Source organism: Nocardia sp. NPDC057668 (assembly GCF_042799795.1).
In the GTDB taxonomy this organism is placed as follows: Bacteria; Actinomycetota; Actinomycetes; order Mycobacteriales; family Mycobacteriaceae; genus Nocardia.
Map to the genome: position 1 here is coordinate 622,862 of NZ_JBHVIC010000003.1, position 21,413 is coordinate 644,274.

Genomic DNA, 21,413 nt, shown 5'->3' on the forward strand with positions numbered 1-21,413 from the left:
AGAGGCGTCGAAACTCCGCACGGTCCCTTGTGCCTGAGAGATTGACGGGGAGGTGCTGCTCCTTCGGCGCCCGGATCCGGCTGCCCCGGACGGGACATCCATACCCGGGGCTCTCCCGCACGGCTGCGACGCACTGCCAAGTCTAAGGGTCGCCGGGTTACGAGAATGTTGCCTGGTCCGGTTTCACAGTCCCGGCGTGTTCGGCATTACTCGGAAACGGCGAACGCGCCACCTTCACGGTGGCGCGTTCGCCGGGTCTGCCGAGCCGTGGCTAGCCGGTCTTGCGGTTCATCCGTGCCTTGCGCCGGAAGGACAGCTCGTCCTCGGGACGGTCGGAGACCGTGGTGTTCGGTTCGGCCCGTTCGGCCGGGAAATTGGCGATGGCGCCGGTGAGCTCGCGCATGGCGCCGCTGACCGCGATGCCGAAGACGCCCTGACCGCCCTGCAGTAAATCGACGACCTCCTCGGGCGAGGAGCACTCGTACACGGTGGTGCCGTCGGAGAACAGGGTGATGCCGGCCAGATCCTCGACGCCGCGGCTGCGTAGGTGGTCCACGGCGATGCGGATGTTCTGCAGCGAGATCCCGGCGTCCAGCAGTCGCTTGACGATCTTCAGGACCAGGATGTCCTTGAACGAGTACAGGCGCTGGCTGCCCGATCCGGTGGCGCTGCGAATCGATGGCACGACGAGTCCGGTGCGAGCCCAGTAATCGAGCTGCCGATACGTGATTCCAGCCACCTGGCAGGCGCTGGGCACGCGGTATCCGACGAGTTCGTCCGGAACCGTGTCATCGGGGAACAGCCCTGGCTGCACCACATCCTGCGGTTGCGGTTGGTCTCCCACTGACTACTCCCTTACTGCTGGCCTATCAGGGCTCGTGTCCCGAAGGTGAACGTGTCCCAAATTCAACACTGCATCGACGCTGGAGCGTGGCCTGACTGTCGAGGCTACTCTCCTGATTGTCTAGGGAGTATCGGCGTTGAACCAAGCGTGATGAGCGGCGTGTTTCTAGACCTTAAGTACAGGTCGAGATAACAATTCGGCCGCCCCCCGGATACGACTGCGACGGACACTCGGACAAACGCCCGAAATGCCCGCCGCCCCGTTCTCTCTAACTGTCGGTGGCCTTGAAATCATCCGGCGAGACGGATTCGAGAAACTCCTTGAACTTCTCCACCTCGTCCTCGCGCTCGTCCGGCATGACCAGTCCGGCTTCCTCGAGCACCGGCTCCTCGGCGTAGATCGGACACCCCACCCGCAGGGCGATCGCGACCGAATCCGAGGGCCGGGCCGACACGCGCAGATCGTTCTCGAAGATCAGATCGGCGTAGAAGGTCCCCTCCTGCAGATCCACGATCCGCACCTCTTTCAAGGTGTGCCCGAGATCCTTGATCAGGATCTTGATGAGATCGTGGGTCAGCGGCCGAATCGGCGTCACGCCTTCCTGTTCGAGCACGATGGCGGTCGCTTCCGCCTGCCCGATCCAGATCGGCAGGTACCGATCGCCGGACACTTCGCGAAGCAGCAACACGGGCTGGTTCTGTGGCTGTTCGACACGAATGCCGATCACACGCATCTCGCTCATCGCCGTGCCCGCCCGGCGCCGCCCGCGATCATGCGCGAAGCCGCACTGTGTTGACTGATTCGCCTACTGCGCTCACTCATCGCACTGCCTCCCATACTCGCAAGCTGCCCGCTAGGAACAGCAAGGCCAGCCGTATCACCGAGTCTAGGCGAAGATTTCAGCCCCCGAGGGAAGCGCGCACAGAGGCCTTCACGAGGCAGGTGTGCAGCGTCAGCGACAATGCCGCCAACTCGCGCACGGTCTCTTCCGCGCGGGCGCGGGCATCGGCGTCGCGGCTCTTGGCGATGGGGGCGGCGATCTGGGCGACCATGGCCGCCTCGCGATCGGCGGCGAGCTTGAAGGCCCGCAAATGCCTTGCCTCCAAACCGAATTCGCTCAGCGCCTTGGCGGTGCGAGCGAGCGTCACGGCGTCGGCGTCGAAGTAGCCGGCGGCGCCGGGGGTGATGAGGTTGGCGCGGACGAGTTCGGTCAGGAACTTCTCGTCGATCCCGGCCTGCTGCAGCAGATCCGCACGGGGAACCCGGATTTCGTGATCGAACCGGAGTTCCTCCGGCGATACCTCACCGGGCACGACGCCCAGCCGTCTCAATCGCGCCGGTCCGGGTGCGGCCGCCGCGGTCCCTTCCGCGAGGGAGGCCTCCCCGAGCGCTCGGGCACGGGCTTCCCGTACTCCGAGCGTCGCGGCCCCACTGTCGATCGCTTCCAGCTGTTCCTTGATCACCTTGAGCGGCAGGTACTGGTCCCGCTGCGCGGTGAGCACGAACCGCAGGCGTTCCACGTCCGCGACGTGGAACCTGCGGTAGCCCGAAGCGGTGCGCTCCGGGCTGATCAGGCCCTCCGATTCGAGGAACCTGATCTTCGAAATGGTGATGTCCGGGAAGTCCGGACGCAGCAAATCCAGCACGGAGCCGATCGACATACCTCCGCGCGTCCACTGCGCTGCGCCTGTCATTCCGCTCGGCCCTATAGCGCGCCCGCCGCCGAATCGCTCGACGCGGGGCGCGGACCGGTGAGGAAGACGAGCCGGAACTTGCCGATCTGTACTTCGTCGCCGTTCTGCAGCTCCGACGAATCCACCGGCTCCCGGTTCACGTAGGTGCCGTTCAAACTGCCCACATCGACGACCTGGAAGGTGTCGTCGTCCTGGCGGAACTCCGCGTGCCGACGGCTGACGGTGACATCGTCCAGGAAGATGTCGCTGTCCGGGTGGCGTCCCGCGGAGGTGGTGGGCTGATCGAGCAGGAATCGCGAACCCGCGTTCGGTCCGCGCTTGACCACCAGCAGGGCCGCGCCCGCGGGCAGACCCTCGACTCCGACCGGCGCCTCGCTGCCGGGCTGCTGCTCGGTGCGCGACGGTTCGACCTCGTTCAGGAAATCAGCACGGAACACCGATGTGGTCTCAGCTGCTGTCTCCTGGTAACCCGGGTCTTTGTTCTCGCTCACCCTTGCTCTCCTCCTCGAACCGAATTAATCCATGCAAGCAGTTGATGCCCTCAGAGTGTCGATCGCCGGGCGCTCTCGCGTTGGGCGAGTCCGGAAATCCCGGGGCATCGGCTACCGCACATCTGTTGGCATTGACCGTACCCTGCTGGGGCGTGCCCGTGCAGGTAGAACTGTGAAGGCTGGTTCAGCCTCCGATAACTCCTTGATAACCTGCGGCATCGAGCAGGTCACCATAGGCGGCTTCGAGCACTTCCTCGGAGTCGAGTTCGAGTTCGAAGATCCACCCGTCGCCGTAAGGATCGGTGTTCAGGGTTTCCGGCGCGGCGGTCAGAACCTCGTTCACCGCAACGACTTTCCCGGCCAGCGGGGCGTAGATGTCGGAGACGCTCTTGGTCGACTCCACCTCCGCGATGCTGTCCCCGTTGGCCACATCGGCATTCGCTTCGGGCAGCTGCACGAAGACGACATCGCCGAGCTGAGACTGGGCGTAGTCGGTGATGCCCACCCGCACGCGGGCGGGACCGGTGATGCGCACCCATTCGTGTTCTTCGGTGTAGCGCAGGTCATCGGGTAGGTCGCTCACAGGCGGTGTCCTTTCAACGGGCGTCCTTTCGGGATCTCGTCGATCCGTGTGCACACACCCTAATGGCTAGTGATCACCACTCGACGCGGCCGGTATGGCTCGGGCCACGGCGATGGCCTTGCCCACGTAGAGAATGCCGGTCCAGACGTACACCGCGGTACCCCAGATCAGGAACGCGCCGCCGAAGGCGCGGCCGAATCCCGCGGCGGCCCAGTCCATCTGGCCGGCCAGCAGCCACGGCAATGCGGACATGAGGCCGAAGGTGGCGGCTTTACCCAGGTAGATGACGTCGGGGGGCGGCAGATCGCGGCGCCGGTAGACGGTCAGGGTGAGGGTCAGGATCAGGTCGCGGGCCACCAGGATCAGCACCACCCACCAGGGCAGGATGCCGCGAATCAGGAAGCCGCCCAACGTCGCCAGCAGATACAGCCGGTCGACCAGCGGGTCGAGAATGGCACCCAGTTTGGAGGATTGGTCGAGCAGCCGGGCGAGCTTGCCGTCCAGGAAGTCGGTGATGCCACTGGCGATGAGCAGGGCGAAGGCCCAGCCGTCGGCCTCCTTCACCAGCAGCAGCCACAGGAACACCGGCACCCCGATGAGCCGGATGATGCTGAGCACATTGGGGACGGTGAGGATGCGGTCGCTGTACACCGGTTCGGCGTGGTTGCGCTCGGTTGTCACCACCTGGTTCTTACACCGCCGACGGCCCGGTGACCATCCGGGCACGCCGCGTGGCCGGTCGATACGGGGGAGGATATGGTCTCCGCCATACGACGCGGGTGACAGAATGAGTGGGGAACTATCTCATCTACATCCCGGCATGCGAGAGGAAAGACCATGCCCGACTTCGACTACGACGTCGTTGTGATCGGCTCCGGCTTCGGGGGAAGCGTCAGCGCGTTGCGCCTGACCGAGAAGGGGTACCGGGTCGCGGTGCTGGAATCCGGCCGCCGCTGGAATGCCGAGGATATCCCGAAGACGAATTGGAATGTGCGCAAGGCCATTTGGGCCCCGCGACTGGGCATGACCGGCACCCAGCGAATCAGCGTGCTCGGCAAGTGCGCGGTCTTCTCCGCCTCGGGCGTCGGCGGCGGCTCGCTCATCTACGGCAATACCCTCTACGAACCGCTGCCGGACTTCTACACCGATCGCCAGTGGGCGCACATCACCGACTGGAAAGCCGAGCTCGCGCCCTATTACGACCAGGCCCAGCGCATGCTCGGGGTCGCGCCGAACCCGCGAATGACGCCCGCCGACGAGGTGATTCGCGCGGTCGCCGAGGACCTGGGGGTCGCCGACACCTTCCACGCCACCAATGTCGGCGTCTTCTTCAACGAGGCCGATCCGGGCGCCGAGGTCGCCGACCCCTACTTCGGCGGGGTCGGGCCGCGCCGCAACGGCTGCGTGCACTGCGCGCGCTGTTTCACCGGCTGCCCGCACAACGCCAAGAACACCACCCCCAAGAACTACCTCTACCTGGCCGAGCAGGCCGGCGCGGCGGTGTTCGCGCTGCGGACCGTCACCAAGGTGCGGCCGATGACCGGCGGCGGGTACGCGCTCGAGACGGTGCGCTCGGATCGCTGGGTTCGCAAGGACCGCAAGACCTTCACCGCCGAACAGGTGGTGTTCGCCGCGGCCGCGCTGGGAACTCAGAAGTTGCTGCACCGGATGCGGGACGAGAAAGTGCTGCCGAATCTGTCCCCTCGACTGGGTGAACTGACCCGTTCCAACTCCGAGGCGATCTTGAATGTGGTGAGCCGCGAGCGCGATGATTTCGCCCAGGGCATCGCCATCACCTCCTCGATTCATCCCGAGCCCAACACCCATATCGAGGTGTGCCACTACGGCAAGGGCCAGAACGGGTTGTTCCCGCTGTCGGTGCCGATCGTGGACGGTGGCGCGTTCCGGTTCCTGCGCTTCCTGCTGGCGATCCTGCTGCATCCGGTGGTGTTCGCGCGCAGCCTCAACGCCCGCAACGCCTCGGACAAGTCGGTGATCCTGCTGGTCATGCAGTCGCTGGACAATTCGCTCACCTCGTACCGGCGCTGGGGGCAGCTCAAGACCCGGCAGGGCACGGGTCAGCCGAACCCGACCTGGTTGCCGGTGGCGCACGAGGTCGGGCGGCGCTTCGGGTCCAAGGTCGGCGGCGATGTGCAGAGCCTGATCATGGACGTGTTCAACATCCCGGCGACCGCGCACTACATCGGCGGCTGCGTCATCGGCGAGGGTCCGGAATCGGGCGTGGTCGATCCGTATCAGCGGGTGTTCGGCTACCCCGGGCTGCACGTGGCCGACGGTTCGGCGGTGACCGCGAACCTGGGTGTGAATCCGTCGCTGACCATCACCGCCCAGGCCGAGCGCGCGATGGCGTTCTGGCCCAACCGCGACGAGGTCGATACCCGGCCCGAACTGGGCGCGGCCTACCGCCGCATCGCGCCGGTGCAGCCGAAACAGCCGACCGTGCCGGAGTTCGCGCCGGGCGCATTGCGGCTGCCGATCTTCCCGGTGGCCTGATCGACTCGCGGCCGGCCCGATACCCGGGCCGGTCGCGGTGTGTCCGGGGTCTCATCGCCCGGGCGGTCAACGGCCTCCGCTCGGCTAGGCGCGGGCCCGTGCGCACCGGTAAGTTGGATTGTCGTGTGCTCCAATGTGATCGACTTCCGTACCCCCGTCTCGGCCGAGGAGGTATGGGAGCGCGGCCGGGCGCTGCGGGAACGCACGCCGGTCCAATCCCGGGACCGGGCCGCGGCCGCTCCGGATCGCCCCGGCGTGCTGGAATTCCTCGAGACCAGCAATCGCGGCAGGCTCGATCACCTGGTCCCGCTGCGCGTGGCGCGGATGGCGGCCTCCCCCTACTCCTTCTTCCGCGGTTCGGCGGGGCTGATGGCCGCCGATCTGGCGGCCGGGCCGACCAGCGGGCTGGCCGCGCAGCTGTGCGGTGACGCGCACGCCGCGAATTTCGGGCTCTACGGCACCCCGCGCGGCGAGATCGTCATGGACATCAACGATTTCGACGAGACGGTGCTGGGCCCGTGGGAATGGGATCTGGAGCGGCTGGCCGCGAGCCTGGTGCTGGCGGGCCGTGAGGGTGGAGCGAGCGAGGCCGAGTGCCGGGCCGCGGCCGCCGACGCCGCGCGCTCCTACCGCCAGGCGGTGACCGAGCTGGCCGAGCAGCCCTTCCTGACCTCGTGGACCGCGCTGCCCGACGAGTCGGTGATCGCGAAGTCCAGCGCGGACGCCCTGCTGGACGACTTCCGCAAGGCCGCCAAGAAGGCGCGCAAGAACAACAGCGCCAAAGTGGTGCGCAAGTGGACCGAGCACCTCGAGGACCACCACACCGGGTACCGCAAGCGCAGATTCGTGCCGGATCCGCCGCTGCTGACCGCGGTCGGCGAGCCGGTGATCGAGGCGGTGATCGACGGGCTCACCGATTACGTGAGCACGCTGCGGGAGTCGCGGCGCAATCTGATCGCGCGCTTCTCGGTGACCGACGTGGCCTTCCGCATCGTGGGCACCGGCAGCGTGGGCCTGCACAGCTATCTGGCGCTGTTGCACGGCAACGGCGGCGAAGTGCTGGTGCTGCAGATCAAGCAGGCCGGGCCGTCCGCGCTGACCCCGTTCCTGCCGCCGGTGCCGCCGCGGCACGAGGGTGAGCGAATCGTGCAGGGCGCCAGGCACGTTCAGGCCGAGACCGACATTCTGCTGGGCTGGACCTCGCTGCGCATCGGCGGCGTGCAGCTGCCGTTCATCGTGCGCCAGTTCCGTAATCTCAAGGGCAGCATCGATCTCGCCGCGCTGGACGCCGATCACCTCGACGATTACGGCCGGCTGGCGGGGGCGCTGCTGGCCCGCGCGCACGCGCGGTCGGTGGATCCGCGCCTGGTCGCGGGCTATCTGACGGACGGCGAGCCCTTCGACGACGCGGTGGCCGCGTTCGCGGTGCGCTACGCGGACCGGACCGAGGCCGATCACGCGGAGCTGGTCACCGCGGTCAAGGACGGCCGGCTACCCGTGGACGCCGGCTGACCCGCCCGACCCGCCCATCGACACATCGATGGGCGCCAAATCTGTCCTGCCGGTGCGGAGCCTCCGTACCATGACCGGTAACGATTCGACGAGGAAGGTGCAGAGCCGATGCTCGTTCGAGTACAGAATCCCCCGCAGACGCACACCGAGAAGACGCTGATCGATTGGCTGCGCACCTGGAAGGGCGGCAACGACCCGCACGGGGTCGCGACCGTCAATTGCAGTCTCTTCCACGGTGATCGGCTCTATCCGTTCGACGCGGTGATCTGGACCCCGACCAGCTGCGTGGTCATCGAGGCCGAGGCGCTGGTCGAGAAACTCGACGGTGAGCTGGAGGTCCCGCTCAACGGTCCGTGGCGGGTCTCGGAGAAGCTGATCACCTTCGAGGGCGGGGACAAGCGCACCCCGCTGGACAAGTCCCGCGATCACACCTTCGCGCTGCAGAACTGGTTCGCCGAGCGCGGGCTGGGGCAGCGGGTGGTGAACGGAGCGGTGCTCGTCGTGCCGCCGCCGGGGTCGAATCTGCGCGTGCAGCAGCTGTGGAGCGACCCCAGTTTCCAGGTGCTGGTGGGCGACGACCCGGGCACCCTGCACGACTACTTCACCGCGCTGTCCTCGCGCGGGCGGCCGCAGTGGTCGGCCAACGACGTGGCGTGGGCCTTCCGCGGGCTCGGCATTCTGCCGTATCTGCCCGCGCCGCAGGATCTGATCAACGAGGGTTTCCTGGGCCCGGTGGACATCACGCTGTGGCACGGCGGCCCGCAGCAGGCGCAGGCCGAGGCCTACGCCGAGGAGCAGGCGCGGCTCGAGCGCGAGGTGGACGAGGGCCGTCGCTTCACCGTGCCCTCGCCCTGGTTCAGTCCGGCGAATCTGTATCCGCGCGAGGCCGGGGAGGTCTCGGCGGGGCGCGGGGTGATGCGGGTGCTGCTGCTGCTCGGCATGATCGTCGCGGTGCTGTGGGTCATCTATTTCGTTCTGGCGGCGGCGTTCCAGTACGGGCCGCTCTGAGCACTCGCGCCCGTATCGGCAGGTAGGCCGCGGTCACCATGGCGATGGCCGCGGCCGTCCCGCCGATCACGTCGGTGGGGTGGTGGTAGCCGAGCCCGGTCATTCCGATCAGCACCAAGGGCAGTATCAGCGCGAGCAGCACCGCGACGGCCACGCGCACCCGGGCCGATTCGCTGACCAGGGCCACCGCGGTGGCGATCGCGACCAGGTGCACGGTGTGCCCGCTCGGATAGGCGAGATAGTCGTGCAGCGGCCGATCCCAGAACGGCTTGAGCAGCAGCGTGTTCACGATCATGGCGAGTTCCGGTGCGAGCAGCACGAATCCGGCCGCGAGCCGGCGCCGGCGATAGGCGAACCAGCCGACTGCCGCGAACAGCAGCGGCGTCACCACGTACCAGTTGCTCGGCGCGACCAGCAGGTCGTAGACGCCGCGATGCCCGTCCAGTGACGTGTGAATGTGCTTCCCCACCGCGCGATCCCACCCGTTCGGGCCGCCGTCGTCCGGAAACGACAGCGGCACCGCGACGGTGAGGATCGTCGCGAGCACGGCGAGCAGCGGCAGCGCCGCCCGCCGCGGCCGCGATTGCCGCGCGGGAGCGGATGTGGTCGACCGGGTCACCGTCAGCACGATAGCGAAACGGCCGCGGGCGAAGTCACTCGCGCAGCGCGACCTTTTCCAGGAAGCCGCGCGAGCGCGCGGGTGCCCACCAGTTGGCGGTGCCCAGCAGCCGCATGAACGCCGGGACCAGGATCATGCGGACCAGGGTGGCGTCCATCAGCACCGCCAGGGCGAGGCCGAGACCGAGCATGCGGTTCATGGTGACCCCGCTGGCGGAGATGCCCAGGAAGATCACCGCCATCAGCAGGGCCGCAGCGGTGACGATGCGGCCCGAGCGCGCGATGCCCAGCGCGACGGCGTCGTCGTTGGCCTGCCGCGTCTTGTCCGACTGCTCCCATTCCTCGGTGAACCGGGCCAGCAGGAACACCTCGTAGTCCATGGACAGCCCGAAGGCCACGCAGAACAGCAGCACCGGGATGGTGGCGATGGTGTACCCGGTGGCCGCGGTGCCGAGCCCGCCCAGATGCCCGTCCTGGAAGATCCAGACCAGTGCGCCGAAGGTCGCCGACAGCGACAGCACGTTGAGCACCAGGGCCTTGAGCGGCAGCACCACGCTGCCGGTGAGCAGGAACAGCAGCAGGAACGTGACGACCGCGATCCACACGACCGCGTACGGGAAGCCCTGCGCGATGTTGGCGGCGCTGTCCGCGGTCTGTTGCGCGAAGCCGCCGAACAGCACGGTCGCACCGGGTTCGGGCACCGCGTGCAGTGCGTCGAGTTGTCGTTGTCCCGCTTCGGAATACGGGTCCAAACCGGTGGCCACCGCGACGTACGCGCTGTCCGCGGCCGTGGTTCCCGGCCCGGCGGGCGCGCGCAATTCACCGCCCGAGAAGATGCCGGCCGGGCCGGTCACCGATCGCACGTCGGCGACCTCGGACAGCGCGGCCTGATAGTCGCGCAGATCGGGCACGGCGCCGTCGCGAGCGGGTGCAGCGACGATGATCTGCACCGTACCGAGCCCGTTGCCGGAGAACCTGTCCCGCAACAGATCTCCGACCTGGCGCGATTCCAGCGAGGTCGGCAGCACCCGTTCGTCGGGCAGACCCAGTTTCACGCCGACGATGGGTGAGCCGAGCAGCACCAGCAGCAGCAGGACCGGCAGCGCGCACACGGCGGGACGACGCTGGACGACGCGCGCGATCCGGTACAGCAGGCTCTGTTCGACCGGCTTGGCCTCGCGCAGCGGTTTGCGATTGATGCGATCGCCGAGCAGGGTCAGCAGCGCGGGCACCAGGGTGAGGGTGAGCACGATGGACATGAGCACCACGGCCAGTCCGGCGTAGGCCAGCGAACGCAGGAAATCCATGGGGAAGAACGACATTCCCACCAGCGCGATGCCGACGGTGAGGCCGGAGAAGGCCACCGCCCGTCCGCCGCGCTGCATGGCCAGTTCGAGGGCCCGCCGCTTGTCCCGGCCGTTGGCTATCTCTTCCCGGTAGCGGCCGATGATGAGCAGCGAGTAGTCGATGGCCAGCGCGAGCCCGATGGCGGTGGTGATGTTGAGCGCGAAGACGGACAGGTCGACCGCGAAGGTGAGCAGGTAGAGCACCGCGCTGGTGCCCGCGATGGCGGCCACCCCGGTGATGAAGGGAATCGCCGCCGCCACAGCGCTTCTGAGGAACCACATCAGCAGCAGGAAGGTCAGCGGCAGCGCGATGGCCTCGGCGAGCGCGAGGTCCTTCTGGGTCTGGGTCCCGGTCTCGGACCAGACCATGGCCTGCCCGCCCGCGTGCACGGTGACACCGTCCCGTGCTCCCGTCAGTTCGTCGGCCAGTTCGGCGGCGTGTGCCGGGGCGTCGTTCTCACCGCCCAGCACCGTGGCGATGATCAGCCCGATCTTGCCGTCGCCGCTGGTCAGCATCGACCCCATGGCCGGATCGGTCCAGGGGGACACGATCTTGTCGATCCGCTCGTCGCCGCGGAGCCGCTCGGCGATCTCCCGGCCGCGCGCGGCGGAGGCCGGAGCCTGTGCGCCGCCGTCGGATTCGACGGTGAACACCAGTTGCATGCCGGACATGCCGTAGTCGCGTTCCAGGATTTCCGCGACCCGGGCGGATTCGGAGTCCGCGGCCACGAAGCCACCGTTGGTGAGTCGCCCGGTGGCCATCGAACCGATCGCCCCGCAGATCAGGAAGGCGATGCCCACCAGGACCAGGATCAGTTTCGGCCGGTGCATGGCGGGACCCGCGAGTCGCGTGATCATCCCCGCCCCTCGCGCGTCGTCATCGTCGTCGACATGTGCTCCACCTCGTTGTCCGCTCCCCCGCCCCGTCAGGGGCCTGCAGGGCTCATCCTGACGGGGCGGGAGGGTGCACCGGAACGACTTGTGGCAAACCTCTCAACGACGCTGTGTAGTAGGGTACTTCGCGCCGGTGGGAGTACTATTCCGCGCTCGCCGGAGCATCCTTTCCGGTGGTGTCGAGCATGGCGGCGTGCAGCAGGTTGTCCGGCACACCCAGCCCGCCGACCAGGGTGCTCGCGTGCGGGCGCAGCCGATCGACGAGTTCGTTCACCCCGCGCCGCACGTTCTTGGCACGCTCCACCGACATGAACCGGTGCATGATGTACCAGGCCTGGTTCTCCTCGATGGTGGAGTACACGAACAGATCGCACACGCTGTCCGCGAGCTCACGCGCCTCGGGGTCCTCGATGTTGGCGATGCCCTCGATGAACGCCTCCAGCACGAGCCGGTCGATGTGCGCGGTGCCGGCGGCCAGGATGTGATCCTGGGCATTGTTGAACGCCTCGAACGGCCCGGTCTCCTTGGCACGCGCGCGAAGTCGATGCCCGGCGGTGCGCACCAGGTAGTCCTCGCGATCCGCGAACAGCTGCAGCTGTACGTCCCGGCGCGCGAGATCGCTGTCGTCCACGCTCTCGTCCGAGCGATCCCGCAGGCGCTGGATGAGCTGGCGCACACCGGAAGTCTCGCGCACCGCGTCCCGGGTCATGGTGGCCGCGAAGCGCACCCAGCCCATGGCGTCGAGATCGCGGACCTCGTTGGAGTAGGCGGTGAGCAGATCCTTGGCCACCAACTGGGTGAGCACCAGGTTGTCGCCCTCGAAGGTGGTGAAGACATCGGAGTCCGCCTTGAGCGTCACCAGCCGGTTCTCGGTGAGATACCCTGCGCCGCCGCACGCTTCGCGGCACTCCTGGATGGCGCGGGTGGCGTGCCGGGTCTGGGCGACCTTGAATCCCGCCGCGCGCTTCTCCAGCGCGCGCTGTGCGCTCGGGTCCACGTGCTGCCCGGTCTGCACCAGATGCATGCGCAGCACCAGGTCGTTCTGCGCGAACTGCAGCGCGTACGCCCGGGCCACCAGCGGCAGCAACCGGCGCTGATGGCTTCGGTAGTCCATCAGCACCGTCTCCTCCCCGGTGTCGGGATCGGCGAACTGGCGGCGCTGTTCGGCGTAGCGCACCGCGATGGTCAGCGCGACGCGGGCCGCGGCGGCGGCCGCGCCGCCCACGCTCACCCGCCCGCGCACCAGCGTGCCCAGGGTGGTGAAGAAGCGCCGGCTCGGGTTCTCGATCTCGGAGCTGTACGTGCCGTCGGGCTCGACGTCGGCGTACCGGTTGAGCAGGTTCTCGCGCGGAATTCGCACCTGGTCGAACATGATTCGGCCGTTGTCGACCCCGGGCAGACCGCCCTTGAGACCGCAGTCGGAGGTGGTGACGCCGGGCAGGTCGCCGCCCTGCTCATCGCGGATCGGCACCAGGAAACAGTGCACGCCCTCGCTCTTGCCGCCGGTGACCAGCTGCGCGAAAACCGCTGCCATGCGGGCGTGTTCGGCCGCGCCGCCGATGTAGTCCTTGCGCGCGGAGGCGGTGGGGCTGTGCACCACGAACTCCTGCGTGGCGGGATCGTAGGTCGCGGTGGTCTCGAGGTTGGCCACGTCACTGCCGTGCCCGGTCTCGGTCATCGCGAAGCAGCCCAGCAGTTCCAGCGGCATCAGTTTGCGCACGTAGTCGCGATGGCGTTCGGTGCCGAGGTTCTCCACCGCGCCGCCGAACAGGCCCCACTGCACGCCGCACTTCACCCACAGCGAGAGGTCGGTGTACGCCAGCATCTCCAGCGCGGTGACCGCGCCGCCGGGATCGAGGGTGCCGCCCTCTTCGCGCCGGAAGCCCATCTCGGCCCAGCCGAAGGAGGAGACCAGGTGCATCTGCTCGAGCACGCGCTCGCGCGCGGCCTTGTAGTCGAGGTAGGGGTCGCCGAAGAGGCGTTCATCGTCCAGGTGCGCGCGGGCCTTCTCCCGCACCGCACGCCAGGGCCCGTCCAAGGCCGCCCGTAGTTCGTCCGCTATCCGATCATCACCGGTTGCCATATTTACAAACCTACTGCCCCGGTCGTGCGCAACCTGGTGATCTATCGCACGCGTGTAGTTTTCACATTGTGAGCAACGAGGTCCTTACAGATCCTGGTGCCCAAGTGAGTGCGCCCGGCCGCTGGCGACGGCTGTTGTCCCGAGTGGTCGATCGGGCGGTCGCCGAGCGCATCGCCACCGCCGACGCGGTCGTGGAGGCGCCCGCACCCGTACAGCCCATCGATCTCACCGACGATGCCAAGGTCACCCAGGTACTGGACCTGGCCGAGCGCGTCGGGGAGGTCGTGCTCTCCGCGGGCACCGCGGTCACCGACACCACCGATCAGGTCGATTTCATCGCCTCCACCTACGGCCTGAAATGCGATATCGACGTCACCTACAACTCCATTCGCATCTCCGCCGAACGCGGCCCGGCCCTGCCGCCCGCGAGCACCATGCGCGTGGTGCACTATCGCTCGCTCGATTTCACCCGGCTCGCGGCGGTGGACCGGCTGACCCGGCGCATCCGGCGGGAACTGCCGCCGCCCGACGAGGCCCTCGCGGCGCTCGAGGACATCACCACCGCACCCCATCCGTACAACCGCTGGGTGGCGACCTTCGGCTGGGCGCTCATGGCGGCGGCGATCGCACTGCTGCTCAACGGCGGCCTGCTCATCGCCCTGATCAGCTTCGCGGCCACCACCGCCATCGATCGCGTGAATCGACGGCTCAATCACCGCGGCCTGCCGTTCTTCTTCCAGCACATGATGGGCGGCATGATCGCGGCCCTGCCCGCGGTGCTGGTCTCGACGTTCCTGCGCGATCTCGAGCTGGATCCCGCGCTGATCATCGCGGCCGGAATCTCGGTGCTGCTGGCCGGTTTACAGCTGGTCGGCGCGGTCGAGGACGCCATCACCGGCGCCCCGATCACGGCGGCCGCGCGCATGCTCGAGGTGGTCATGATGACCGGCGGCATCATCGCGGGCATCGTGCTGACGCTGCGGGTGTCCGAGTTGCTGAATCTCACGGTGCCGACGGTGAGCATGAGTTCGGCGCGCGACCTGACCAACCTGCCGCTCAAACTGCTCGCGGGTGCGATCACCTCGGCCGCGTTCGCGCTGGCCTGCTACGCCGAACGCCGGGCGCTGGCCGCGGCCGCGTTCAGCGGCGCGGCGGCGATCGTGGTGTTCCTGCTGGTGCAGCACGCGGGCTTCGGTCCCATCGTGTCCTCGGGCGTGGCGGCGGTCGTGGTCGGCCTGGCCGGTGGTCTGCTCGCGCGGCGCTCGCTGACACCGCCGCTGGTGGTGGCGGTCGCGGGCATCACGCCCCTGCTGCCGGGTCTGCGCGTGTACCGCGGTCTCTACGCGCTGCTCAACGACGAACAGCTCTTCGGCATCAATCAGCTGTTCAGCGCCATCGCGGTGGGCTGTGCGCTGGCCGCCGGGGTGACCCTGGGCGAGTGGATCGCACGCGATCTGCGGCGGCCGCGCATACTGTTGCGGTTCGGCGCGATTCGCCGCCCACGCCTGCGCGGGCTGGTCTCGACCGGCGGCCACGCGGCCCGATCGGTCAGACCCTGACCGGGACGATTGTGGGATAACTCACGTAATCCACTGGTGCACAAGCGAAGACGGCACCCTGACGCGCGGCGCGGCCGATCTTGCTTGTTACCGTGACCTATGGATCTGTTCGGGCGATGGGGTGAGCTGGCCTGCCGTTGGCGGTTCGTCATCATCGGTGTGATGGTTGCGGTATTGCTCGGACTGGGCGGATACGGCCGCGACCTGGGCAATCACGTGACCGGTGGCGGCCTGTTCGATCCGAACTCCGAATCCACCGAGGCCGCGAATCTGGCCGCCGCGGCGTTCGGGCGCAGTCACGCGGTCGACGTCGTGGTGCTGTACACCGCGCCCGAGGGCGTCACCGTCGACGACCCGGTTTTCGCCGCGACCGTCGTCGGCCGGCTCGACGATCTGCCCCGCGCGTACCCGGATCAGATCGAGGGTGTGTTCGCCTCGTACTGGCGCACCGAGTTCGGGGCCAGCAGCCCGGCGCTGGTCACCACGGACAAGAAGCGCGCGCTGGCCGCCATCGCGCTGCGCGGGGAGACCGACGCCGAATTGGGCGCGAATTATCGAGCGGTCAAGGACGCCTTCGACATTCCCGGGCTGGACGTCCGGGTCGGCGGCATGCAGCCGGTGGCGGTGACGCTGAACGACACCATCGCCGATGATCTGCACCGCATGGAGCTGCTGGCCATTCCGCTGGTCGGACTGCTGCTGTTCTTCATCTTCGGCGGGCTGGTAGCCGCGGCGCTCCCGCTCGTGATCGGCCTGCTCACGATTCTCGGCGCGTTCGGCGTGGTTCGGTATCTGTCCACCTTCACCGAGGTGAACACCTTCGTGACCCCGGTCGTGTCGATGATCGGGCTCGGGCTGGCCATCGACTACGGGCTCTTCATCGTCAGCCGCTTCCGCGAGGAGCTGGCCGCGGGCCGCGACACCCCGACCGCGGTGCGCCGCACCGTCATGACCGCGGGCCGCACCGTGGTGTTCTCGGCCACCATGATCGTGGCGAGTCTCGGTGGGCTGCTGCTGTTTCCGCAGGGCTTCCTGAAATCCATCGCGTACGGCGCGATCGCGACGGTCACCATCGCCGCCCTGACCGCCCTGACCGTGCTGCCCGCCCTGCTGGCGGTGCTCGGGCCCCGCGTCGACATGCTCGGGCTGGCCCGATTCCGGCGCACCAAGACCGCGGCGCAGCTGGACCGCGGTTTCTGGGGTCGCAGCACCGCGTGGGTGCTGCGCCATCCGGGCAAGGTCGCGGTGCCGATCTTCCTGGGATTGGTGCTGCTGATCCTGCCGATTCAGAATCTGGTGTTCGGCGGCTTCGGCGAGAAGTATCTGCCGCCGAGCAACGCCACCCGCCAGGCGGTCGAGCAGATCGACGAGTACTTCCCGCTGCGCAAGTCCGATCCGATCGAGATCGTGTTCGTCACCGACTCGTCCGCCACGGTCGGACCGCTGTGGGATCAGGCCAATCAGGCGCCGGGCCTGGTGGGGCGGTTCGAGATCCCGACGCGCTCGACGACCCACCCGGAGGTGTTCCGCACCCAGGCGCCGGTGGAGGACATCAACGACGCGGGCGCGACCATCGAATACCTGCGCGGGCTGGAGGTTCCGGACGGCACGACCCTGCTCGTGGGCGGTGTGCCCGCCCTGCAGAAGGACACCATCGATTCGCTGCTGAACCGCATGCCGTGGATGGTCGCGCTGGTCCTGCTGGTCACCACGCTGCTGATGTTCCTGACCTTCGGCTCGCTGGTGCTGCCGATCAAGGCGGCGCTGATGAGCGGGCTCGGGCTCGGCTCCACCCTGGGCATCGTGACCTGGATCTTCATCGAGGGTCACGGCGCGGAGCTGCTGGACTTCACCCCGCAGCCGGGCCAGGCCGTCGTACTGGTGCTGATCATCGCGGTGGTCTACGGATTGTCCACCGACTACGAGGTTTTCCTGGTCTCACGCATGGTCGAGGCGCGCGCCCGGGGCGCGAGCACCGACGAGGCCATCCGCACCGGCACCGTGCAGACCGGCGGCATCATCACGGCGGCGGCGCTGATCCTGCTGGTGGTCACCGGCGCGTTCGCCTTCTCCGACCTGGTCCTGATGCAGTACATCGCCTACGGCATGATCGCGGCCCTGATCATCGACGCCACCGTGCTGCGCATGTTCCTGGTGCCGGCGGTGATGTCGCTGCTCGGGGACCGGGTGTGGTGGGCTCCGGCGTGGATGAAGCGGATTCAGCAGCGCATCGGGCTGAGCGAGCCGGTCCTCGACGAGGAACCGCCCGCCAGCCCAGCCCCGGAATTGGTGAAGTCCGGACGCTGACCGCGCCGGCGGCGGTGTCGCGAGTCAGCTCCCGCCGCCACCGCCGCTCCCGCTGCCGCCCAGACCGCCGCGCTCGGTGGTGGTCACGGGCGCTTGCGGTTTGGTGAGACCGGGTTTGGTGGTCGAGCCCGGGGACGTGGTGGTCCGGGGCGCGGTGGTGGTCTTCTGCGTGGATGAGCTGACCACCGGCTTCGGCGTGGCCGGGCGATTGCTGCCGCCGCATCCGGTGACCAGCAGCGACACCGCCACCGCCGCGGGCAGTGCGTAGGTGACCTGCCGTGACTTCAATGACCTGCGGCGCGCAGGCTTGTCCGAGGATGCACTCGGCATGATCGCCCCCCGATATTCGAAACTGAAAAATCCGCCCGAGGTTAGCAGCAAATACTGGTCGGGCCAATCGCATATGCGGGCGGAACGACCTGCGCGCGAACGCGATTCAGCCGACGGTCAGCCCGATGCCGCGGCCGATATCGGTGAGGGTCGCGTCGAACAGCACGTCGGGGTTGCCGATGGGGATCGGGTAGTTGCCGAAGACCTCGAGGGTGACGTGCCCGTACAACCGGGCCCAGAACTGGATCATCACGTAGCTCACGCCCAGGTCCAGCTTCTCGGCCGGGAACTTCTGGCCGGATTCGGCCAGCACGCGCAGCAGATCGGTCTGGAAGGCGATGAGATCGTCGCGCAGTTCGGCGGGAATGAGTTCGACCGGCGGGGTGACGATGTCGTAGTCGGTCAGCAGCCGGCCGGCGGCCTCGAGGAAGAGGCGGCCGACGGGCTCGCCGAATTGCTGCATGGCACTGCCGAATCCGGCGGCCGAGGGGGATGCGAAGACCAGCGTGAACTCGCGCGAATGCGCGAGCGACCATGTCCGGAAGCCGCGGCACACCGCGAAGAAGCGCACGCCCGCGTCGTCGGGCAGGCCGTCGACGGCCGCGGCGAGATCGGTGGCCAGGTCGGCGCACACGTCGGTGCGCACGGCCGCGACCAATTGATCGCGGGATTCGTAATACCGGTAGAGCGCGGGGGCGGTGATGCCCAGCTCGCGCGCGATGGCCCGCAGCGTGATCGCTTCCAGGCCCTGTTCCACCAGCAGTGACCGCGCCACGCGGCGGATGTCCGCATCACTGACCGCAGGCATCCGGCCGCGTCGGCGTTGTTCACTCACACTGTCTCCATCGGCGAACAAGCGTGGGCCCAACGTGATCACGCCGGGCCCGGGAAACGCTTACTCGTACTTGACCTGCCAGCTCTTGATTCCGTTCAGCCATCCCGAACGGAGACGGACCGGCTCGGACACCTCGCTCAGGTTCGGCATCACGTCGGCGATGGCGTTGAAAATGAGGTCGATCTCCAGGCGAGCCAGGTTCGCACCCACACAGTAGTGGGTTCCGGTGCCGCCGAAGCCAACATGCGGATTGTTCTTGCGCAGCACGTCGAACTGATGCGGGTTCTCGAAGTGCTCTTCGTCGAAATTGGCGGCGGAGTAGAACATTCCGACGCGCTGGCCCTTCTTCAGCTCCTGCCCGCCCAGGACGGTGTCCTGCAGCACGGTGCGCTGGAAGGCGATGACCGGGGTGGCCCAGCGGACGATCTCGTCGGGAGCGGTGCGCGGGCGCTGCTCGCGGTAGATCTCCCACTGATCCGGGTTGTCGACGAACGCCTTCATGCCGTGCGTGATGGCGTTGCGGGTGGTCTCGTTGCCGGCCACGGCCAGCAGGATCACGAACCAGGCGAACTCTTCCGAGGTCAGGCCCTCGCCGTCGACGTCGGCCTCGAGCAGCGTGGACATGATGTCCGCGTGCGCGTCCAGGTCGACCGGGCAGGCGCGCTTGCCCTCGGCCAGGTTCCACGAGTAGCCCATGACCTCGGCGGTGGCGACCTTGTGGTCACCCTCGAAGTCGGGATCGTCGTAGGAGATCATCTGGTTGGTCCAGTCGAAGATCTTGCCGCGATCTTCCTGCGGGATGCCGATGAGCTCGGCGATGGCCTGCAGCGGCAGTTCGCACGCGACCTGGGTGACGAAGTCGCCCGAGCCCTGCGCCTTGGCCTCCTGCACGATCTTCTCGGCGCGATCGCGCAGGGCGCCGCGCAGCGATTCGACCGCGCGCGGGGTGAAGCCCTTGGAGACGATGCGGCGCAGCTTGGTGTGCCGGGGCGGATCCTGGTTCAGCAGCAGGAAGCGCTGTACCTCGATCTCCTCGCGCAGGATGTCGTCGTAGAAGCGAATGACCGCGGTGTTCTCCTCGGAGGAGTACACCTCCGGGTTCTTCGAGATCTCGCGAATGTCTTCGAGTTTGGTGACGGCCCAGTAGCCGTCATCCTTGAATCCACTGCCCGCCTGGGGAACCCAGGAGACGGGCGAGGTGCGGCGAAGCTCGGCGAACTCCTCGACGGGCAGTCGAGTGGCGAGCAGATCCGGATCGGTGAAATCGAAGCCGGCGGGGCTGGACGGCGCGGACACGGTTACCTCCTTTGGAACACGTTCCGGAGCAGTGAACCACACCACACCCGCGTTTGTGAACATGTATTACTAAAACATGTTCACAAACCATGCGGTATGTAGAGAACCGCGCTGGTCAGCGCCGTCCGCCCGCGACCCTCACTCGTAGGCGACCTGCCAGCTCTTGATGCCGTTGAGCCACCCCGAGCGCAGGCGCACCGGCTCCGAGAGCTGGCGCAGGTTCGGCATCGCGTCGGCGATGGCGTTGAACATGAGGTCGATCTGCAATCGGGCCAGGTTCGCCCCGACACAGAAGTGGGTGCCGGTGCCGCCGAAGCCGACGTGCGGGTTCGGGTTGCGCAGCACGTCGAACTCGAAGGGCCGATGGAAGTGCTCGTCGTCGAAGTTGGCGGCGCTGTAGAACATTCCGACCCGCTGCCCCTTCTTCAGCTCTTGCCCGGCGAGTTCGGTATCGGCCATGACGGTGCGCTGGAAGGCGATGACCGGGGTGGCCCAGCGCACGATCTCGTCCGGCGCGGTGCGCGGGCGCTGCTCGCGGTAGAGCTCCCATTGGTCGGGATGATCGACGAACGCCTTCATGCCGTGCGTGATGGAGTTGCGCGTGGTCTCGTTGCCCGCGACCGCGAGCAGGATGACGAACCAGGCGAATTCCTCGGAGGTCAGCCCCGCACCGTCGACGTCGGCTCGCAGCAGGCCGGTGGCGATGTCGTCCATCGGGCAGGCCCGCTTGGTTTCGGCGAGGTTCCAGGAATAGCCCATGACCTCGGCGGTCGCGGCCCGATGATCACCTTCGAACTCGGGATCGTCGTAGCCGATCATCTGGTTGCTCCAGTCGAAGATCTTCCCGCGATCCTCCTGCGGCACCCCGATGAGCTCGGCTATGGCCTGCAACGGCAACTCACTGGCGACCTGCGTGACGAAGTCGCCGCCGCCGGTTTTCTTGGCCGCGTGCACGATTCGCTCCGCGCGCTCGCGCAGCGCCGCGCGCAGGCTCTCGATCGCGCGTGGCGTGAAGCCCTTGGCGACGATGCGGCGCAGCTGGGTGTGCCGGGGCGGATCCTGATTCAGCATCAGGAAGCGTTGCACCTCGATCTCGTCGCGGGTGATGTCGCCGTTGAAGCGGATGACGGCGGTGTTCTCCTCCGAGGAGAAGAGCTCGGGATGCTTCGAGATGTGTTTGATGTCTTCGAGTTTGGTGACTACCCAATAGCCGCCGTCGTCGAAGCCGCTGACGCCGTCCGGTTGCGGATTCCAGTGCACGCGCGCGGTGCGCCGCAATTCGGCGAATTCTTCGAGCGGCAGACGGGTGGCGAACAGGTCTGGATCGGTGAAATCGAAACCGGGACTGATGATTCGAGGGGACACGGTACCTCCTTTGGAACACGGTCCACAGGAGTGAAGCACGCCACACTCGTTTTGTGAACCCCGTTTAGTAAATGCTGTTCACTTGATGTGTCACTGTGCGCCCGCTCGGTACCGTGCGCGCGGGGGGTCGCATC

At 67.6% G+C, this 21,413-nt stretch carries 18 protein-coding genes and 1 riboswitch; of the genes, 5 read left to right on the forward strand and 13 right to left on the reverse strand.

Features of this window, described 5'->3' with window-relative positions; translation table 11 throughout:
* Positions 1 to 10 precede the first annotated feature (10 nt).
* A riboswitch (glycine riboswitch) is annotated at positions 11 to 128 on the reverse strand.
* Positions 129 to 271: 143 nt separating this feature from the next.
* The 6 genes from ACFVBH_RS21445 to ACFVBH_RS21470 all read right to left on the reverse strand — a co-directional run bounded on the left by ACFVBH_RS21445 (position 272) and on the right by ACFVBH_RS21470 (position 4,293).
* Complete coding sequence (locus ACFVBH_RS21445; RefSeq protein ID WP_354988587.1) at positions 272 to 844, reverse strand: MerR family transcriptional regulator; 573 nt, start codon at positions 842 to 844, stop codon at positions 272 to 274.
* Between the two features lie 268 nt (positions 845 to 1,112).
* Entirely contained in the window at positions 1,113 to 1,586 is a 474-nt protein-coding gene (locus ACFVBH_RS21450; RefSeq protein ID WP_354988586.1) for a bifunctional nuclease family protein, read from the reverse strand.
* 157 nt (positions 1,587 to 1,743) lie between these two features.
* Positions 1,744 to 2,505, reverse strand: a complete 762-nt coding sequence (locus ACFVBH_RS21455) for a MerR family transcriptional regulator (RefSeq protein ID WP_354988585.1) — start codon at positions 2,503 to 2,505, stop codon at positions 1,744 to 1,746.
* A 44-nt stretch (positions 2,506 to 2,549) separates the two neighbouring features.
* Entirely contained in the window at positions 2,550 to 3,029 is a 480-nt protein-coding gene (gene garA, locus ACFVBH_RS21460; protein WP_354988584.1) for a glycogen accumulation regulator GarA, read from the reverse strand.
* Positions 3,030 to 3,213: 184 nt separating this feature from the next.
* The gene (gene gcvH, locus ACFVBH_RS21465) at positions 3,214 to 3,612 is read right to left on the reverse strand and encodes a glycine cleavage system protein GcvH (protein ID WP_354988583.1); all 399 of its coding nucleotides are present in this window, start codon (positions 3,610 to 3,612) and stop codon (positions 3,214 to 3,216) included.
* 66 nt (positions 3,613 to 3,678) lie between these two features.
* Complete coding sequence (locus ACFVBH_RS21470; RefSeq protein WP_354988582.1) at positions 3,679 to 4,293, reverse strand: CDP-alcohol phosphatidyltransferase family protein; 615 nt, start codon at positions 4,291 to 4,293, stop codon at positions 3,679 to 3,681.
* Positions 4,294 to 4,449: 156 nt separating this feature from the next.
* Between ACFVBH_RS21470 and ACFVBH_RS21475 the strand changes: the two genes are divergently transcribed.
* From ACFVBH_RS21475 to ACFVBH_RS21485, 3 genes are all read left to right on the forward strand, one after another.
* Positions 4,450 to 6,126 (forward strand): GMC oxidoreductase, encoded by a 1,677-nt coding sequence (locus ACFVBH_RS21475; RefSeq protein ID WP_379003712.1) that lies wholly within the window; start codon positions 4,450 to 4,452, stop codon positions 6,124 to 6,126.
* A gap of 123 nt (positions 6,127 to 6,249) precedes the next feature.
* Positions 6,250 to 7,638: a DUF2252 domain-containing protein gene (locus tag ACFVBH_RS21480; protein WP_354988581.1), complete on the forward strand. Its 1,389-nt coding sequence runs from the start codon at positions 6,250 to 6,252 to the stop codon at positions 7,636 to 7,638.
* A gap of 108 nt (positions 7,639 to 7,746) precedes the next feature.
* Positions 7,747 to 8,646 (forward strand): NERD domain-containing protein, encoded by a 900-nt coding sequence (locus ACFVBH_RS21485; RefSeq protein WP_354988580.1) that lies wholly within the window; start codon positions 7,747 to 7,749, stop codon positions 8,644 to 8,646.
* Here the strand turns inward: ACFVBH_RS21485 and ACFVBH_RS21490 are convergent.
* The 3 genes from ACFVBH_RS21490 to ACFVBH_RS21500 all read right to left on the reverse strand — a co-directional run bounded on the left by ACFVBH_RS21490 (position 8,600) and on the right by ACFVBH_RS21500 (position 13,587).
* The gene (locus ACFVBH_RS21490; RefSeq protein WP_379003717.1) at positions 8,600 to 9,265 is read right to left on the reverse strand and encodes a phosphatase PAP2 family protein; all 666 of its coding nucleotides are present in this window, start codon (positions 9,263 to 9,265) and stop codon (positions 8,600 to 8,602) included. The two genes, ACFVBH_RS21485 and ACFVBH_RS21490, sit on opposite strands and share 47 nt — an antisense overlap.
* Before the next feature lie 34 nt (positions 9,266 to 9,299).
* A complete protein-coding gene (locus tag ACFVBH_RS21495; RefSeq protein ID WP_379003720.1) occupies positions 9,300 to 11,468 on the reverse strand; it encodes an MMPL family transporter in 2,169 nt (722 codons plus the stop codon).
* A 178-nt stretch (positions 11,469 to 11,646) separates the two neighbouring features.
* Positions 11,647 to 13,587, reverse strand: coding sequence for an acyl-CoA dehydrogenase (locus ACFVBH_RS21500; protein WP_379003723.1), 1,941 nt, complete (start codon positions 13,585 to 13,587; stop codon positions 11,647 to 11,649).
* 104 nt (positions 13,588 to 13,691) lie between these two features.
* On the opposite strand from ACFVBH_RS21500, the gene ACFVBH_RS21505 reads away from it, so the two are divergent.
* The gene (locus ACFVBH_RS21505) at positions 13,692 to 15,146 is read left to right on the forward strand and encodes a threonine/serine exporter ThrE family protein (RefSeq protein WP_379003726.1); all 1,455 of its coding nucleotides are present in this window, start codon (positions 13,692 to 13,694) and stop codon (positions 15,144 to 15,146) included.
* Between the two features lie 105 nt (positions 15,147 to 15,251).
* Positions 15,252 to 17,453, forward strand: a complete 2,202-nt coding sequence (locus ACFVBH_RS21510) for an MMPL family transporter (protein ID WP_354988588.1) — start codon at positions 15,252 to 15,254, stop codon at positions 17,451 to 17,453.
* Between the two features lie 24 nt (positions 17,454 to 17,477).
* On the opposite strand, the gene ACFVBH_RS21515 is transcribed toward ACFVBH_RS21510, so the two are convergent.
* The 4 genes from ACFVBH_RS21515 to ACFVBH_RS21530 all read right to left on the reverse strand — a co-directional run bounded on the left by ACFVBH_RS21515 (position 17,478) and on the right by ACFVBH_RS21530 (position 21,279).
* A complete protein-coding gene (locus ACFVBH_RS21515) occupies positions 17,478 to 17,783 on the reverse strand; it encodes a hypothetical protein (protein WP_379003729.1) in 306 nt (101 codons plus the stop codon).
* Between the two features lie 106 nt (positions 17,784 to 17,889).
* Entirely contained in the window at positions 17,890 to 18,618 is a 729-nt protein-coding gene (locus ACFVBH_RS21520) for a TetR/AcrR family transcriptional regulator (RefSeq protein ID WP_379003732.1), read from the reverse strand.
* A 60-nt stretch (positions 18,619 to 18,678) separates the two neighbouring features.
* A complete protein-coding gene (locus ACFVBH_RS21525; RefSeq protein WP_354988574.1) occupies positions 18,679 to 19,914 on the reverse strand; it encodes a cytochrome P450 in 1,236 nt (411 codons plus the stop codon).
* 138 nt (positions 19,915 to 20,052) lie between these two features.
* On the reverse strand, positions 20,053 to 21,279 hold the full coding sequence (locus ACFVBH_RS21530) for a cytochrome P450 (RefSeq protein ID WP_379003736.1): 1,227 nt from the start codon (positions 21,277 to 21,279) through the stop codon (positions 20,053 to 20,055).
* Between the last annotated feature and the right edge of the window lie 134 nt (positions 21,280 to 21,413).